The following is a 13,730-nucleotide window of genomic DNA, read 5'->3' as shown; positions in this document are numbered from 1 at the left end:
ACAATCGACGTTTTCTGGAGGATTGCCGAGATGAAAAAGACCCTGTATGCGCTGATGCTGGCTGGCCTGACGACGTCCGTCCTGGCCCAGACAGAGGGGGGCGGTTCCACTGTCGAGAAGTGTTCCAAGAAGCTCGGCGTGCTGGCGGTGGCCGAGCCCCAGCATGGCTGGAACCACCTGTCGCATTACGGCCTGGGCTCGCCTGCCGCGCTGCTGCGCATGATGGTGCAGCAGTCGGGCTGCTTTGACGTCGTCGAGCGGGGCCAGGCGATGCAGAACATCCAGCAGGAGCGCTCGCTGGCCGCGGCCGGCGAGATGCGCCAGGAGTCCAACATCGGCAAGGGCCAGATGCAGGCAGCCGACTTCGTCATGACGCCGAATGTGCAGGTCGGCGCCAACACCAGTGGCGGCCTCGGCGGCTTCCTCGGCGGCAAGCTCGGGGTGCTCGGCGCCATTGCCGGCGGCCTGAAGTTCAAGGACGCATCCACCAGCCTGCTGCTCGCCGACGTGCGATCCAGCATCCAGGTGGCCGCAGCAGAGGGCAAGGCCAGCAAGATGGACTTCTCCATCGGAGGATGGGGTTTCGGCGGCGGTGCCATCGGCGGCCTGGGCGGCTACACCAGCACGGCCGAGGGCAAGCTGATCGCGGCCAGCTTCCTCGACAACTTCAACAAGATCGTGCTGACCATCCGCGACCAGGGCAGCCTGATCCGCACCGGCAGCGCCTCCGGCGATGCCAACGCAGGCGCGTCAACTCAAGCGGGCGCGCCGGTGCCGGCCGGCCAGATGCTGGTCGCCAAGATCTCCAACGTGAAGGTCTATGCGGCGCCATCGCGCGACGGCAAGGTCGTCGCCACGCTCAACCGCAGCGATGAACTCGTGGCCACCGGCGAGGTCAAGGACGGTTTCGTCCAGGTCGACGCGGCCAACTTCAGCGGCTGGGTGCAGCGCACGCTGGTGGCGCCGGCCGGTCGTTGAGATGAAGGTGGCCCTCGTCACCGGCGGCGGCTCGGGCATCGGCCGGGCCGTCGCCCGCGCGCTGGCGGCCGAGGGCTGGACGCTGGCGCTGATGGGCCGGCGCGAGGCCACCCTGCGCGAGTCGCTGCCCGATGCGCTGGTGCTGCCGGCCGACGTGGCCGATGAGGCCCAGGTCGATGCGGCCTTCGCCCAGCTGCGTGAGCGCTTCGGTCGCCTGGACCTGCTCTTCAACAACGCGGGCATGGGCGCGCCGCCCGTGCCCATCGACGAGCTGACCGTGGCCCAGTGGCGCGCCGTCGTCGACACCAACCTGACCGGCAGCTTCCTGTGCGCGCGCGCCGCGTTCGCGCTGATGAAGACGCAGGCGCCGCGCGGCGGCCGCATCATCAACAACGGCTCCATCTCCGCCCATGCGCCGCGGCCGTTCTCGGCGCCGTACACGTCGACCAAGCACGCGATCACGGGCCTGACCAAGGCGCTGAGCCTGGATGGCCGTGCCTTCGACATTGCGGCGGGCCAGATCGACATCGGCAATGCCGCCACCGAGATGACCGAGAAGATGCTGCGCGGCGTGCCCCAGGCCAACGGCACTGTCGCCGTCGAGCCGCGCATGGATGTGGACGACGTCGCGCGTGCCGTCGTCTACATGGCCGGGCTGCCGCTGTCGGCCAATGTGCAGACGATGACCGTCATGGCGACGAGCATGCCTTTCGTCGGACGCGGTTGAGCCGGTCAAAATACCGGCCATGCGCCTGCTCCGTTCGCTGCTTCGCCTGCTGATGATCGTCATCGGGGCCCTCATAGGCCTCGGCCTTTTCGTGATCGCCGTGCTGGGCTTCGTCACCTTCGTGCTGGTCCGCCTGCTGACTGGCCGCAAGCCGAACCTGAGCTTTCGCGTCAACAAGAACCCCTGGGCCGGCCACAAGCCACCGGCTGGCGATGTCGTCGACATCGAGGCGCGCGAAGTGAAGGACGCGGCGCCGCTGTCGCTGCGGCCGCCCGAGCGGCGTTGGCCGCAGTAAGCCTCACCTCAGTTCGACGGGCCCGTACCAGGTGCGGGCCGACGCGCGGCTGTTGTCGCTGTCCGTCATGACGGCCATCGACAGCAGCGGGCCGGCGGTCTCGCCGAAGGCGAGGCGGAAGTCGGCGGCCAGGTCGCGACGGTGTTCACGCCAGCGGCGCAGCTCGCCCGGGCCGGAGTCGACGACGAGCTTGCGGATGCGGTCGCTGCGCGGGTTGACGACGACGGTGCCGACTGGCAGCTTGCTATCCCAGACATACATCAGCGTCGCATAGGGCGGCACCTCGCCGGTCAGGGCCTGGGCCAGCTCGAACTTCATGCGCGTGCGCAGGGGCAGGGCGTCGATGTCGCCGCCAAAGCCGAAGATGACGCGCGCGACCGCGTCCTCGCGCTCGACGTCCGCGACGTTGGCGTCGGGGATCAGCCCCTGCACCCACCAGGAAAAGCTGACTTCGCCGACCTTGAGCAGCGCCGGGTCCAGCCGCTTGCGCCAGATGCTGGCCGAGCGCTCGGACGAGGCCTCCAGTGCTGGCCGTCCGTCCTTCTCGGTCCAGCTGTAGTGGGTCACCGCCTTGCCGGGCAGCGACAGCGGCTGCCAGCCTTCGGCGGCGGGCGGCGGCATGGTCGGGGTGGCGCAGCCGGCCAGCAGGGCCAGGGCGCCGACGGTCAGCAGCGTTCCGCGCATCACCAGCTTTTGCGTTGCAGTTCTTCGAGGATCTCGCCGTAGATGCGGTAGCGGCCGGGGCTGATCTGCCCGGCCGCGACGGCCGCGCGCACGCCGCAGTCGGGCTCGTGGATGTGGCTGCAGTTGGCAAACCGGCAATGGGCATGCTCGCGCAGGTCGGGCATGTAGCGCCACAAGTCAGCGGGGGCTATCTGGCGCAGGCCGAACTCCTGGAAGCCGGGTGAATCGATCAGTGCGGTTGTGCGCGAGTCGTTCGTCCAGTACCACTGCGTCGTCGTTGTGGTGTGGCGGCCGGAGTTGAGCGCCTGAGAGATCTCGCCGATCTGGGCCTGCGCATCCTTCACGAGCAGGTTGATCAGCGTGCTCTTGCCGGTGCCGCTGGGGCCCAGGACGAAGGTGCGCTGGCCGGCCAGCCAGGGGTCCAGGGTCGCACGCGAGCCCTCGCGGTCCGCCTTGAGCGCCACCTCGAACATCTTCAGGCCCATGGCGTGGTAAGGCTTGAGGCGCTCGCGGGCGGCGTCGGTGCCGGGCAGATCCGTCTTGTTCAGGGCGATGGCCATGCGTATGCCGGCAGACTCCGCGGCGATCAGCGAGCGCGTGAGCTGCGATTCGCTGAAGACCGGCTCGACGGCGACCAGCACCAGCAGCTGGTCGAGATTGGCCGCAAAGCTCTTGGTCTTCCACTCGTCCTGGCGGAACAGCAGATTGCGGCGTGGCTCGACGGCCTCGATGACGCCTTCGTCGCCGGAGTCGGCAAACCGCACTTGGTCGCCCACGACAGCCTCGCTCTTCTTGCCGCGTGGGTGACAGACGAAACGCTCGCCTTTCGAGTCCTCGACGATGTAGTGCCGCCCGTGGCCGCGCACGACCAGTCCCAGGTCCAGCGCCTGGAACTTGTTCATCCAGCGGTCGCTTCGGGCAAGGCGCTCACTTGTGCCGCACAGATGGCGTCGTTGAGCGTCAGCCCACCGCGCGAGTGGGTTGTGTAGCTGACGGTGCAGGCATCGAAGCCGACGTGCAACTCGGGGTGATGGTCCTGCGCATGCGCGATCTCGGCGACCGCGTCGACGAAAGCCATCGTCTGGTAGAAGTTTGCGAAGCCGAAGCGCTTTGCGATCAGCTTGTTCTCGGGGTCGGGCAGCCAGCCGGGCAGAGCGGCGAGCATGCGGGCGCGCGTGTCGGCGTCCAGCAGCGCGGCTTTGGGGTCACATTGGGCAAGCAAAAGGTCAGTCATGTGGCGAGCGCGGCGAGGCGTTCAGCAGCGGGTGGGTGTGAGTAATAGAAGCGCGCATAGACCGGGTCCGGTGTCAGCGTGCCGGCGTTGTCCTCGTGCAGTTTGAGCAGCGCAGATGACAGGGCGGCGCCGCTGGCTTGGGCGCGCGCGTAGGCATCGGCCTGGAACTCGTCGCGGCGTGAGAAGTGGGCTGCCAGAGGCGTGACGAAGAAGCCGAACACCGGACCGGCGAGCAGGAAGAGGATGAGGGCCAGCGCATCGTTGGGCGCGCCGAGCGACGGCCGCACGCCCAGGCCCGCGTAGAAGGCCGGTGCTTCGGCCAGCCAGCCCAGCAGCGCGAAGCCGGCCAGGCTCATCGCGAACATCAGGGCAATGCGCTTGGTGATGTGACGGTGCTTGAAATGGCCAAGCTCATGCGCCAGCACGGCCTCCACCTCGCCGCCGTTGAGCTTGGTCAGCAGCGTGTCGAAGAAGACGACGCGCTTGGCGGGGCCGAAGCCGCTGAAATAGGCATTGCCATGCGCCGACCGCCGGCTGCCATCCATGACGAACAGGCCCTTGGCGGCGAAACCGCAACGGGCCATCAGGCGCTCGACACGCTCTTTCAGCGCCGCATCGGTCAGCGGCTCGAACTTGTTGAACAGCGGCGCGATGACCGTGGGATACAGCACCATGACCAGCAACTGGAAGCCCACCCAGGCGAGCCAGGCCCACAACCACCAGAGCGGGCCGGCGGCGCCCATCAGCCACAGGATCAGCGCGACGATGGGCAGGCCCAGCAGGACGCCCACGGCCAGGCCCTTGAGCATGTCGGCGAGGTACAGGCGCAGCGTCGTGCGGTTGAAGCCGAAGGCCTGTTCGATCCTGAAGGTCGACCACATCTCCCAGGGCAGGTCCAGCAGCGAGCCGATCAACACGAAGGCGCCGACCAGGCCGAGCTGGTAGCCCATGGTCCGCCAGCCCTCGGGCAGCGCGCCGCTCAGTTCGAGCACCCAGCCGTTGAGCGCATGCAGCCCGCCCAGCAGCGTCCAGCCCAGCAGCACGGCGGCGTTGAATGCCAGGGCCAGCAGGCCGAAGCGGCTGCGCGCGATGGTGTAGTCGGCCGCCTTCTGGTGCGCCGCCAACGTGACGCTGCCGGCAAAGGCGGCGGGCACCGCGTCGCGGTGCGCCGCCACGTGGCGGATCTGCCGCGTGGACAGCCAGAACTTGACCATCAGCGAGGCCGCGAGGGCAAGTGCGAACGCGAAGGACAACAGCGTGGGAGACATGGGGCGAAGTTTAGGCTGCGAGAATTCGCAGCTCTTCAGAGCGAGCCCAACATGTCCGACACCCTTGCCTCCAGCGACAACAACCTGATCTGGATCGACCTTGAGATGACGGGGCTCTATCCCGACACCGACCGCATCATCGAGATTGCCGTTGTCGTCACTGACCCCAACCTCGCAACGCGCATCGAGGGCCCGGTCTTCGCCATCCACCAGAGCGATGCGACGCTGGACGCGATGGACGCCTGGAACAAGGGCACGCATGGCCGCAGTGGCCTCATCGACCGCGTGAAGGCTTCGACGATCAGCGAGGCCGATGCCGTCGCGCAGACCATCGCCTTCCTGAAAGCTTATGTGCCCAAGGGCAAGAGCCCGATGTGCGGCAACAGCATCTGCCAGGACCGGCGCTTCCTCGCCAACTACATGCCGGAGCTGGAGAGCTTTTTCCACTACCGCAACCTCGACGTGTCGACGCTGAAGGAACTCGCCAAGCGCTGGAAGCCGTCGGCGCTGGAGGGCTTCAAGAAGGCCCAGGCGCACACCGCGTTGGCGGACATCCACGAGTCCATCGACGAGCTAGTGCACTACCGGACGCATTTGCTGGCGCTTTGATCCACGCGGCGTTCGACTTCCCACGCCATCCGCTCGCGCGGGAGGATGGGGAGCGGCTGCGCGGCAGCTGGTCCGTGCCGCCGTCGCGCTGGTTGCGGGCGACGCGGCACGACGAGGTGAGGGCGGTCATCACCCAGGCCGAAGCGGCGTCGCGCGCGGGCGCCTGGGTGCTGGGCGGCTTGCGCTATGAGGCCGCCGCCGCCTTCGACGCCGCGTTGTCGACGCATCCTGCAGCGGCGCCGTTGGCCGAGTTCGCCGTCTACGAGCAGGCGCCCGAGCCCTGGCCCGACGAGGCGGTGGCTCATACCGGCTTGCTCGGCTGGCGCGATGCCGAGCCCGATGCGAGCGCCGCCATCGAGCGCATCCGCGACTACATCCGCGCCGGCGACTGCTACCAGGTCAACCTGACGACGCGGCTGAGCGCCGCTGCAGGAGGTCTTGACGCGGCGCAGCTCTTCCTGGCCCTGCACACCAGCCAGCCGGGCGGCTTCAGCCTCTTCCTGCGCGAGGCCGGCGCGGCCAGCGTGTCGCCCGAGCTCTTCTTCGACTGGCGCCCCGTGCCCGGTGCCAAGGCCAGCTGGCTGCTGGCCGCCCAGCCGATGAAGGGCACCGCGCCGCGCGGCCGCGACCGGGTCGACGACGAGGCGGCGCAGGCTCATCTGCGCACCAGCGAGAAGGAGAGGGCGGAGAACCTGATGATCGTGGACCTGCTGCGCAACGACCTGAGCCGCGTCGCCCAGCTCGGCACGGTGCGGGTGCCGCGGCTGTTCGAGCTGCATGCGCTGCCGACGGTCTGGCAGATGACCTCCACCGTCACTGCGGTCAGCCGCGCCGGGCTGTCGCTGGCTGAGGCCTTCGCGGCGCTTTTCCCCTGTGGCTCGGTGACCGGCGCGCCCAAGGTCCGCGCCATGCAGGTCATCCGCGAGCTGGAGCCGACGCCGCGCGGCTGGTATTGCGGCGCGCTCGGGCTCATCCAGCCGGGCGGTGTGGCGACGTTCAATGTGCCCATCCGCACCGTCGAGTTCCGCGCCGAAGTGCTGACCTGCGGCGTTGGCAGCGCCATCACGCTGGACAGCGCGCCCGCCGCCGAGATTGCCGAATGGCGCGCCAAGTCGCGCTTTCTGGCCCGTGCCGAGGCGCCCGTCGAGGCACTGGAGACCCTGCGGCTGGACAACGGCGTGGCGCTGCGCGGTGAAGCCCATCTGGCCCGCATGCAGCGCACCGCGCGGCACTTCGGCTTGCGCTTCTCGCTGGCCGAGGCGCGCGCTCGGCTGAAGGCGGTCGCCGAGGCGAATGGGCAGGGCAGCTGGCGGCTGCGCCTGACCTGCGACGGCGAAGGGCGGATCGCCCACACGCTGGCCGCCTTTGCAGCCACGGCCGAGCCCGTGCGGCTGGCACTCGCCGACCGGCCCATCGCGACGCGGGGCCCGGCTGCTGAATTCCTCGTCCACAAGACGACGCGCCGCGAGCTCTATGCCGGCTTCGCCAAGGCGGCCGAGGCGTTTGACGTCATCCTGTGGAACGAGTCCGGCGAACTGACCGAGTGCAGCTTCGGCAATCTGGCCTTGCAGCTCGACGGCCAGTGGCTGACGCCGCCTCTGGCAAGCGGCCTCCTGCCCGGCGTCCTGAGGGCCGAGTTGCTGGCGCAAGGGCGCGTCAAGGAAGCGCCGCTGACGCGCGCCGACCTGGCCCGCGCCCAGGGGCTGGCCTTCTTCAACAGCCTGCGCGGCTGGCTGCCTGCCGAGCTGATGCCCGCGTGATTTGGTGAAAACCCTGAGCCGTGCTACAGTCGCGGCTTCGCTCGGTTCCAACCGAGCTTCGTACGTCTCCTCTGACCTCGTTCGGCCCGCAGAATTGATTTCGATCATGGCGGCTTCTCGAACACCCCTCGTGGATCGGTCGGCGGCGATGAAGCCGTCGCTTTGACTGTTCCCCCGTGGCGCATCCGGCGTTGCCTAGGCAAGCCGAGCCGCCCGACACGAGCTTTCTCCCAGCGACTATGACTGCCAGACGGCTGTAAGCCGTCCGGCGCCTGCGCGCCCGCTCAACCGGCGGCGTGGACGGGCTTTTGACTGAAAGATTGACATGAGTTTCGAGAACCTTGGCCTGAGCGACGTTGTGATGAAGGCCGTGAAAGATTCCGGCTACGAGACGGCCACCGACGTGCAGACGCTCGCCATTCCCGCCGGTATCGCCAACAAGGACCTGATGGTCTCGGCGCGCACCGGCTCCGGCAAGACCGCCGCTTTCATCCTGCCGGCGCTGGAGAAGATCCTGGCCGCACGCGGCACGGACAACACCCGCCGCGAAAAGGGCAAGATCTACGGCCCCAAGATTTTGGTGCTGGCACCCACGCGTGAGCTGGCCATGCAAGTGGCCAAGGCCGCGCAGACCTATGGCCGCTTCATCCCCGGCCTGAAGGTCGCGACGGTGCTGGGCGGCATGCCCTACCCGCTGCAGATCCGCCAGCTGATGGGCCCGCTGGACATCCTGATCGCCACGCCCGGCCGCCTGATCGACCACATCAACTCCGGCAAGTGCGTGCTGGGCAATGTCGAGATGCTGGTGCTGGACGAAGCCGACCGCATGCTGGACATGGGCTTCATCGACGACATCACCATGATTGCGGGCAACACCCCGGCCGAGCGCCAGACGGTGATGTTCAGCGCCACGTTTGCCGGCCACGTCGGCCGCCTGGCGCAGGACCTGCTGAAGAACCCCGAGCGCATCGAGGTGGCCAACCACACCGACACGCACGAGAACATCACGCAGCGCCTGCACTGGGCCGACAACCCCAACCACAAGGACCAGCTGCTGGAAGCCATCCTGGCCAATCCGGAGATGGACCAGGCCGTCGTCTTCACCAGCACCCAGCGCGATGCCGACTGGCTGGCCGAGCGCTTGGCCGAGATCGGCCACTCGGTCGCCCCGCTGCACGGCGCGATGCCGCAAGGCAAGCGCAACCGCGTGCTGCAGGCCCTGCGCAGCAAGCAGGTGCGCGTGCTGGTGGCCACCGACGTGGCTGCCCGCGGCATCGACGTGCCGACCATCAGCCACGTCATCAACTACGGCCTGCCGATGAAGGCCGAGGACTATGTCCACCGCATCGGCCGCACCGGCCGCGCGGGCCGTGCCGGCCTGGCCATCACGCTGGGCATGCGCGAGGACGTGTCGATGATCCGCCGCATCCAGCAATTCACGACGCAACAGATCCCGGTCGAGCAGATCGCGGGCCTGGAGCCCAAGACGCAAGAGCCGCGCATCTTCCCGCCGCGCCCGGCCGGCTCCTTCGACGACCGTGCCCCGCGTGGCAACTTTGGCGGTGGCCGCCCCAGTTTTGGCAACAAGCCCTTCCGTCGTGATGACCGCCCGCAACATGGTGCCGGCAAGCCCTTCGGTCAGCCGGACCGTGGCTTTGCCCCGCGCGACGACCGTGGCTTCCAGCCGCGCCCCGAAGGCTTCCAGCCGCGTGGCGACGAGCGTGGTTTCGCACCACGTGATGACCGCGGCTTCCAGCCCCGTGACGACCGTGGTTTTGCACCGCGCGGTGACCGCCCCTTCACGCCCGGCGCCAAGCCCGGCTTTGGTGGCAAGCCGAGCTTCGGCGCCAAGCCGGCTTTCGGCGACCGTCGCCCGCCGAGCGGCCCGCGCAAGGGTGGCTTCGGCCGCTGAGCCCCGCGCCTGTGAACCAGGCTGAGGGATGATGACAGGCCTGCGCAAGCAGGCCTTTTTCATGGCAGAAAGACATGCGACAAACCGGCAGCCTGACCCACTGGGACGACGCCAAGGGCTACGGCTTCGTCACGCCGGATGGCGGCGGCGCCCGGCTCTTCGTGCACATCAAGGCCTTCGGGCTGAGGGCGCAGCGCCCGTTCGTCGGTGAGCGTCTCAGCTACCTGCCCGGCCTGGATGCCCAACGCAAGCCGCGCGCGCTCGATGTCCAAAGCCTCGAGCCGCGCCGCGCGCCACCCGCCCAGGCGCCTCGTGACGACGGCCGCGTGCTGTTGCTGATCCCGGCATTCGCGAGTTTCGTGCTGGCAAGCCGTCTGCTGTGGGGCCTGCCGAATTGGTTCTGGGGCGCCTACTCGGCGATGAGCATGGCCACCTTCATCGTCTACTGGCTGGACAAGCGCGCCGCGGCGCGTGGCGGCTGGCGCGTGGCCGAGAACACGCTGCACGCGCTGTCGCTGGCCTGCGGCTGGCCGGGCGCGCTGCTGGCCCAGCACCTGTTGCGTCACAAGAGCGCCAAGCGAGAGTTCCGGCGGATCTATTGGCTGACGGTGCTCGTCAACATCGCGGCCTTCGTCGCCGTCTTCACGCCGCTGCTGAAAAGCTGAACTCGCCCAGGCCCTCGAAGCTCAGCGTGCCGCGCAGTTCGCCGCTCCAAGGATGCAACCCGCCCCAGGCGCCGGTCGTCACGATGGTGCCGGCGCGCAGCGGGGCGCCGTGCCGGGTCGCGTGCGCCAGCCAGGCGGGCAGCACGCCGGCCGGATCGGCCAGCGCATGCCCGCCGCGATGCATGATGTCCGGCTGACCGGGCATCGCCAGGCACCATGGCAGTTGGCGCCAGTCCAGCGCGTGATACGGCTGCCACGGGCCCAGCAGCAGGCCGGCGTTGGATTGGTGGTCGGCCATGCGCAGCAGGGCGGGTGCGTCCAGGCCTTCGGCCCAGCGCGAAGCAACCAACTCGACGGCGATGCACATGGCCTGCGGCAGGCCATCCGCGCCGACGCGCAGCGCCACCTCGGCTTCGATGCCGAGCAGCGCGGCGCCGGCGACCGGGTTGACCGGCGAGTGGCTGAACGGCCCCTGCGCACCGGCGCCACCTGACTTCCATCGGTCCAGCGGCCAGCGCAGCGCGGCCGCCACGCCCTCTTGCACGGCATAGGCATCGGCTTCGTCACGCACCGTGTCGGACCAGTCGGCTACCCGCAGCCGGGTGCCGTTCCGGTGGGCGTCGACAAGGGCATGGATCAGAGCTTCGGTCATGAGTGTGAGCGCTGCTGCGCGGGTCGCCGTCTAACCGGACCTTAAGATGAAAGTGCCTCGGGGCATCGGCCCGCGCGCAATGTATACGCGGGCAGCGCGCATCGCCCGCGACATCAAAATTCTGGAAGCAACATGGCATTGAAGTTGGGCTTGGTAGGTATCGGCAAGATCGCCCGCGATCAACACATTCCGGCGCTCGCCGCCGACCCGCGCTTCGAGCTGGTGGCCACCGCCAGCCGCAACGCCAGCGTGGACGGCGTGGCCAGCTTCACCAGCGTCGAGGCGATGCTGGCCGCCGTGCCCGAGCTGGATGCCATCTCCATCTGCACGCCGCCCAACGCCCACTTCGACGCGGCGCTGGCCGCACTGCGCGCCGGCAAGCACGTCATGCTGGAAAAGCCGCCTGCCGCGACAACGCGGCAGATTGCACTGCTGCAGGCCGAAGCGGCGCGGCACGGTCGCAGCTTGTTTCAGACCTGGCACTCGCGCTTCGCCGCGGGCGTGGACGCGGCGCGCGATTGGCTCAAGGGCCGCGCGCTGACCGGCGGCACCATCACCTGGAAGGAAGACGTGCACCACTGGCACCCTGGCCAGCAATGGATCTGGGATGCCGGCGGCCTGGGCGTGTTCGACCCGGGCATCAATGCGCTGTCGGTGCTGACCGAGGTGCTGGTCGAAGAGGCCTTCGTCCACAAGGCTTTGTTGGAGTTCCCCGAGAACCAGCAGGCACCCGTCGCGGCGCACCTGGACCTGCGGACCGAGGCCGGTGTCGCGGTGAATGCGGTGTTCGACTTCCGCCAGAAGGGCGAGCAGACCTGGGACATCGAGCTGCTCACGACGACCGGCCGCCTGCGCCTGTCTCAGGGTGGCGGTGTGCTGGAGATCGACGGCCGGCCGGTGGCTGGCGACGCGGCGCTGGCGGGCGAGTACCCCCGGCTTTATGCCCGCTTTGCCGAGCTGTGCGCGGGGGGCCAGTCGGAAGTCGACTGGCGGCCATTCCAGTTGGTGGCCGATGCCTTCCTGATCGGCGAGCGCCGCACGGTGGCGGCGCACCACGTCTAGCCGAACCTGAAGCTTGACGCCGTCACGCCGCCCATGACGTCGGTCTCGTGATAGTTGCTGCTCGCGGTGTCGCCCTCTGCGGCGCCGGCGGCGACCATCAGCGGCAACAGGTGCTCCTCGCGCGGGTGGGCGATACGCGCGGCCGGAGCCTGGGCCCAGGCCAGCAGCCGCTGGTCACGATCTTTCGGCGCGGGCAGGGCGGCCTGCAGCCAGCCGTCGAAAGCCGCTGACGGCTCGCGCCCCGACAGGCCGTACAGACGCAGGTTGTGAAAGCTGAAGCCGCTGCCGAGAATCAGCATGCCTTCGTTGCGCAGCGGCGCCAGCGCCCGGCCCAGCGCCAGATGGTCGGCCGGGCTCAGGCCGCGCTTGAGCGACAGCTGCACCACCGGCACGTCCGCGTCCGGGTACATCGGCACCAGCGTGCAGAAGGCACCGTGGTCGAAGCCGCGCTGGGCATCGCGCGCGGCGGGCAGGCCGGCGGCCTCGATCAACGCGACGACGCGCTCGGCCAGTACCGGGTCGCCCGGGGCCGGGTAGACCACCTCGTAGGTGTGCGCGGGGAAGCCGCCGTAGTCGTACAACATGCCGGGCGCCGGTGAGGTCATCACCGTGAAGACGTCCTCCTCCCAGTGCGCCGAGATCATCAGGATGGCCTTCGGTCTAGCGGGCAACGTGGCGGGCAGCGCCTGCAGCGATGCCTCCAGCTGGGCGTGCGCCCGGCGGTAGTCGCCGTCCATGAAAGGCCAGGGGCCGCCGCCGTGGGAGAGGAAGAAGGTGGGCTGTTTCATGCTGCCGCCAGCTTAGGCCGGCCTTGCCCTGTCGGCGTTCATCGAAGCTGCCGTCAGCACTCGAACCGGCTGAACTGATAATCCGCGCCCCATGTCCCAACCTGCCCCAATCCCAGACACAGATGACGCCCTGCGCGCGGAGGACTACTTCCGCGACGGCGCCGCGCCGGCCGATGCGCTGCTGTGGTGGCAGCTGGAGCGCCAGGAGCCGCTGCAGGCGGCGCTGCGGGCGCTGTTCCAGGGTGACGCGCGCGTCACGCGGCTGCGGCTGTGGGTGTTCCTGGAGCTGATGGCGCTGCGCGAGGCGCGGCTGACGCGCGAGGCGCTCAACCATGCCTTCCACCTGCTGCGCGACGAGGTGCTGGACAGCGTGCTCAAGCGCTTGCGCGACGCCGAGCTGCTGGCCTGGGACGCCACGGCGCAGACCTATGCCGTCACGCCGCTGGCCCAGCAACTCGTGGGCCTGCTGCAGCCGCTGACGGCCGACGCGGCCGACCAGGACGCCGACCTCGCCGCGCTGCTGGCTGGCGTTGCAGGTGCCCACCAGCTCGGGCTGCTGCAGCCGGCCCAGCTGCAGCATCTGCTGGCGCAACTCGCGCGGCTGCGCGAGGAGTTTGCCGATGCGATGGCCAGCGGCAGCGAGTTCCAGCTGCGCCGGGCGCGCCAGCGTTTCGAGCGGGCGCTGACGCTGGTGGACCGCGCTGGCGAGGCACTCAAGGCCATCATCGAACAGGCCCAGACCCATGGCGACGCACGGTTGGAGCGGTTGGCCCGCGAGCTGGGCGGTGCGCAGGCCAGCCTGCTGGCGATGGCCAGCCAGTTCAACCGCGCGCTGCAGCAGGCCGACCGTCAGCGCGTGACGCTGGGCTCCACCGGCGTGACCACCACCGACGTGCGACGCTGGCTGCAGGCCGTGCCGCAGCTGGATGCGCTGGCGGCCGGACTGGTCTCTATCGGCCTGCACCCGGTCATGGTGGCGCCGCAAGAGCTGGTGGACGGCGCCGAGGCCGAGTTCGAGCGTGACCGGCCCGTGGCCGCCGCGCCCGAGGGCCTGCCCGCGGCGGTGGCGGCGCCGCCGGGCGAGCTTGCCGTGATG

15 protein-coding genes are annotated in these 13,730 nt (G+C 69.2%); 9 read left to right on the top strand and 6 right to left on the bottom strand.

What is annotated here, in order from left to right; all coding sequences use genetic code 11:
* The first annotated feature begins 30 nt into the window (after positions 1-30).
* The 3 genes from ACT6S0_RS02690 to ACT6S0_RS02680 are packed head-to-tail and all read left to right on the top strand — an operon-like array spanning position 31 to position 2,000.
* A complete protein-coding gene (locus ACT6S0_RS02690) occupies positions 31-978 on the top strand; it encodes a CsgG/HfaB family protein (protein ID WP_444762376.1) in 948 nt (315 codons plus the stop codon).
* Between the two features lies 1 nt (position 979).
* Complete coding sequence (locus tag ACT6S0_RS02685) at positions 980-1,705, top strand: SDR family oxidoreductase (protein WP_444762375.1); 726 nt, start codon at positions 980-982, stop codon at positions 1,703-1,705.
* A gap of 19 nt (positions 1,706-1,724) precedes the next feature.
* Positions 1,725-2,000 carry a hypothetical protein gene (locus tag ACT6S0_RS02680; protein ID WP_444762374.1) on the top strand — a complete coding sequence of 92 codons (276 nt, stop codon included), beginning with the start codon at positions 1,725-1,727 and terminating at the stop codon, positions 1,998-2,000.
* Between the two features lie 3 nt (positions 2,001-2,003).
* Here the strand turns inward: ACT6S0_RS02680 and ACT6S0_RS02675 are convergent, their stop codons facing one another.
* The 4 genes from ACT6S0_RS02675 to ACT6S0_RS02660 are packed head-to-tail and all read right to left on the bottom strand — an operon-like array spanning position 2,004 to position 5,186.
* A complete protein-coding gene (locus ACT6S0_RS02675; RefSeq protein ID WP_444762373.1) occupies positions 2,004-2,684 on the bottom strand; it encodes a DUF3047 domain-containing protein in 681 nt (226 codons plus the stop codon).
* On the bottom strand, positions 2,684-3,586 hold the full coding sequence (gene rsgA, locus ACT6S0_RS02670) for a ribosome small subunit-dependent GTPase A (protein ID WP_444762372.1): 903 nt from the start codon (positions 3,584-3,586) through the stop codon (positions 2,684-2,686). Before rsgA ends, ACT6S0_RS02675 begins: the two co-directional genes overlap by 1 nt.
* Entirely contained in the window at positions 3,583-3,918 is a 336-nt protein-coding gene (locus ACT6S0_RS02665; protein ID WP_444762371.1) for a 4a-hydroxytetrahydrobiopterin dehydratase, read from the bottom strand. The genes rsgA and ACT6S0_RS02665 overlap by 4 nt, the downstream gene beginning before the upstream one ends.
* Positions 3,915-5,186 (bottom strand): M48 family metallopeptidase, encoded by a 1,272-nt coding sequence (locus ACT6S0_RS02660; protein WP_444762370.1) that lies wholly within the window; start codon positions 5,184-5,186, stop codon positions 3,915-3,917. Before ACT6S0_RS02660 ends, ACT6S0_RS02665 begins: the two co-directional genes overlap by 4 nt.
* 51 nt (positions 5,187-5,237) lie before the next feature.
* Here ACT6S0_RS02660 and orn point away from each other — a divergent pair, with 51 nt between their 5' ends.
* From orn to ACT6S0_RS02640, 4 genes are all read left to right on the top strand, one after another.
* A complete protein-coding gene (gene orn, locus ACT6S0_RS02655) occupies positions 5,238-5,795 on the top strand; it encodes an oligoribonuclease (protein WP_444762369.1) in 558 nt (185 codons plus the stop codon).
* Positions 5,792-7,555 carry a chorismate-binding protein gene (locus tag ACT6S0_RS02650; protein WP_444762368.1) on the top strand — a complete coding sequence of 588 codons (1,764 nt, stop codon included), beginning with the start codon at positions 5,792-5,794 and terminating at the stop codon, positions 7,553-7,555. The genes orn and ACT6S0_RS02650 overlap by 4 nt, the downstream gene beginning before the upstream one ends.
* A gap of 325 nt (positions 7,556-7,880) precedes the next feature.
* The gene (locus tag ACT6S0_RS02645; protein WP_444762367.1) at positions 7,881-9,467 is read left to right on the top strand and encodes a DEAD/DEAH box helicase; all 1,587 of its coding nucleotides are present in this window, start codon (positions 7,881-7,883) and stop codon (positions 9,465-9,467) included.
* Between the two features lie 74 nt (positions 9,468-9,541).
* Positions 9,542-10,132 carry a DUF1294 domain-containing protein gene (locus ACT6S0_RS02640; RefSeq protein ID WP_444762366.1) on the top strand — a complete coding sequence of 197 codons (591 nt, stop codon included), beginning with the start codon at positions 9,542-9,544 and terminating at the stop codon, positions 10,130-10,132.
* Here the strand turns inward: ACT6S0_RS02640 and ACT6S0_RS02635 are convergent.
* Positions 10,110-10,784, bottom strand: a complete 675-nt coding sequence (locus ACT6S0_RS02635; protein WP_444762365.1) for a 2-keto-4-pentenoate hydratase — start codon at positions 10,782-10,784, stop codon at positions 10,110-10,112. The two genes, ACT6S0_RS02640 and ACT6S0_RS02635, sit on opposite strands and share 23 nt — an antisense overlap.
* A gap of 132 nt (positions 10,785-10,916) precedes the next feature.
* On the opposite strand from ACT6S0_RS02635, the gene ACT6S0_RS02630 reads away from it, so the two are divergent.
* The gene (locus ACT6S0_RS02630) at positions 10,917-11,846 is read left to right on the top strand and encodes a Gfo/Idh/MocA family protein (protein WP_444762364.1); all 930 of its coding nucleotides are present in this window, start codon (positions 10,917-10,919) and stop codon (positions 11,844-11,846) included.
* On the opposite strand, the gene ACT6S0_RS02625 is transcribed toward ACT6S0_RS02630, so the two are convergent.
* A complete protein-coding gene (locus ACT6S0_RS02625; protein ID WP_444762363.1) occupies positions 11,843-12,634 on the bottom strand; it encodes a DODA-type extradiol aromatic ring-opening family dioxygenase in 792 nt (263 codons plus the stop codon). The genes ACT6S0_RS02630 and ACT6S0_RS02625 overlap by 4 nt on opposite strands.
* A gap of 91 nt (positions 12,635-12,725) precedes the next feature.
* On the opposite strand from ACT6S0_RS02625, the gene ACT6S0_RS02620 reads away from it, so the two are divergent.
* On the top strand, positions 12,726-13,730 hold a 1,005-nt coding region (locus ACT6S0_RS02620), incomplete at its 3' end, for a hypothetical protein (RefSeq protein WP_444762362.1).

This window comes from Roseateles sp., assembly GCF_052436255.1.
GTDB lineage: Bacteria > Pseudomonadota > Gammaproteobacteria > Burkholderiales > Burkholderiaceae_C > Pelomonas.
This window is presented reverse-complemented; position numbering and strand designations above follow the sequence as displayed.

Bases quoted from the DNA above. Each gene is read 5' to 3' on its own strand.
- ACT6S0_RS02690 (WP_444762376.1), top strand. From the start codon at position 31: ATGAAAAAGACCCTGTATGCGCTGATGCTGGCTGGCCTGACGACGTCC.
- ACT6S0_RS02685 (WP_444762375.1), top strand. From the start codon at position 980: ATGAAGGTGGCCCTCGTCACCGGCGGCGGCTCGGGCATCGGCCGGGCC.
- ACT6S0_RS02680 (WP_444762374.1), top strand. From the start codon at position 1,725: ATGCGCCTGCTCCGTTCGCTGCTTCGCCTGCTGATGATCGTCATCGGG.
- ACT6S0_RS02675 (WP_444762373.1), bottom strand. From the start codon at position 2,684: ATGCGCGGAACGCTGCTGACCGTCGGCGCCCTGGCCCTGCTGGCCGGC.
- rsgA (WP_444762372.1), bottom strand. From the start codon at position 3,586: ATGAACAAGTTCCAGGCGCTGGACCTGGGACTGGTCGTGCGCGGCCAC.
- ACT6S0_RS02665 (WP_444762371.1), bottom strand. From the start codon at position 3,918: ATGACTGACCTTTTGCTTGCCCAATGTGACCCCAAAGCCGCGCTGCTG.
- ACT6S0_RS02660 (WP_444762370.1), bottom strand. From the start codon at position 5,186: ATGTCTCCCACGCTGTTGTCCTTCGCGTTCGCACTTGCCCTCGCGGCC.
- orn (WP_444762369.1), top strand. From the start codon at position 5,238: ATGTCCGACACCCTTGCCTCCAGCGACAACAACCTGATCTGGATCGAC.
- ACT6S0_RS02645 (WP_444762367.1), top strand. From the start codon at position 7,881: ATGAGTTTCGAGAACCTTGGCCTGAGCGACGTTGTGATGAAGGCCGTG.
- ACT6S0_RS02640 (WP_444762366.1), top strand. From the start codon at position 9,542: ATGCGACAAACCGGCAGCCTGACCCACTGGGACGACGCCAAGGGCTAC.
- ACT6S0_RS02635 (WP_444762365.1), bottom strand. From the start codon at position 10,784: ATGACCGAAGCTCTGATCCATGCCCTTGTCGACGCCCACCGGAACGGC.
- ACT6S0_RS02630 (WP_444762364.1), top strand. From the start codon at position 10,917: ATGGCATTGAAGTTGGGCTTGGTAGGTATCGGCAAGATCGCCCGCGAT.
- ACT6S0_RS02625 (WP_444762363.1), bottom strand. From the start codon at position 12,634: ATGAAACAGCCCACCTTCTTCCTCTCCCACGGCGGCGGCCCCTGGCCT.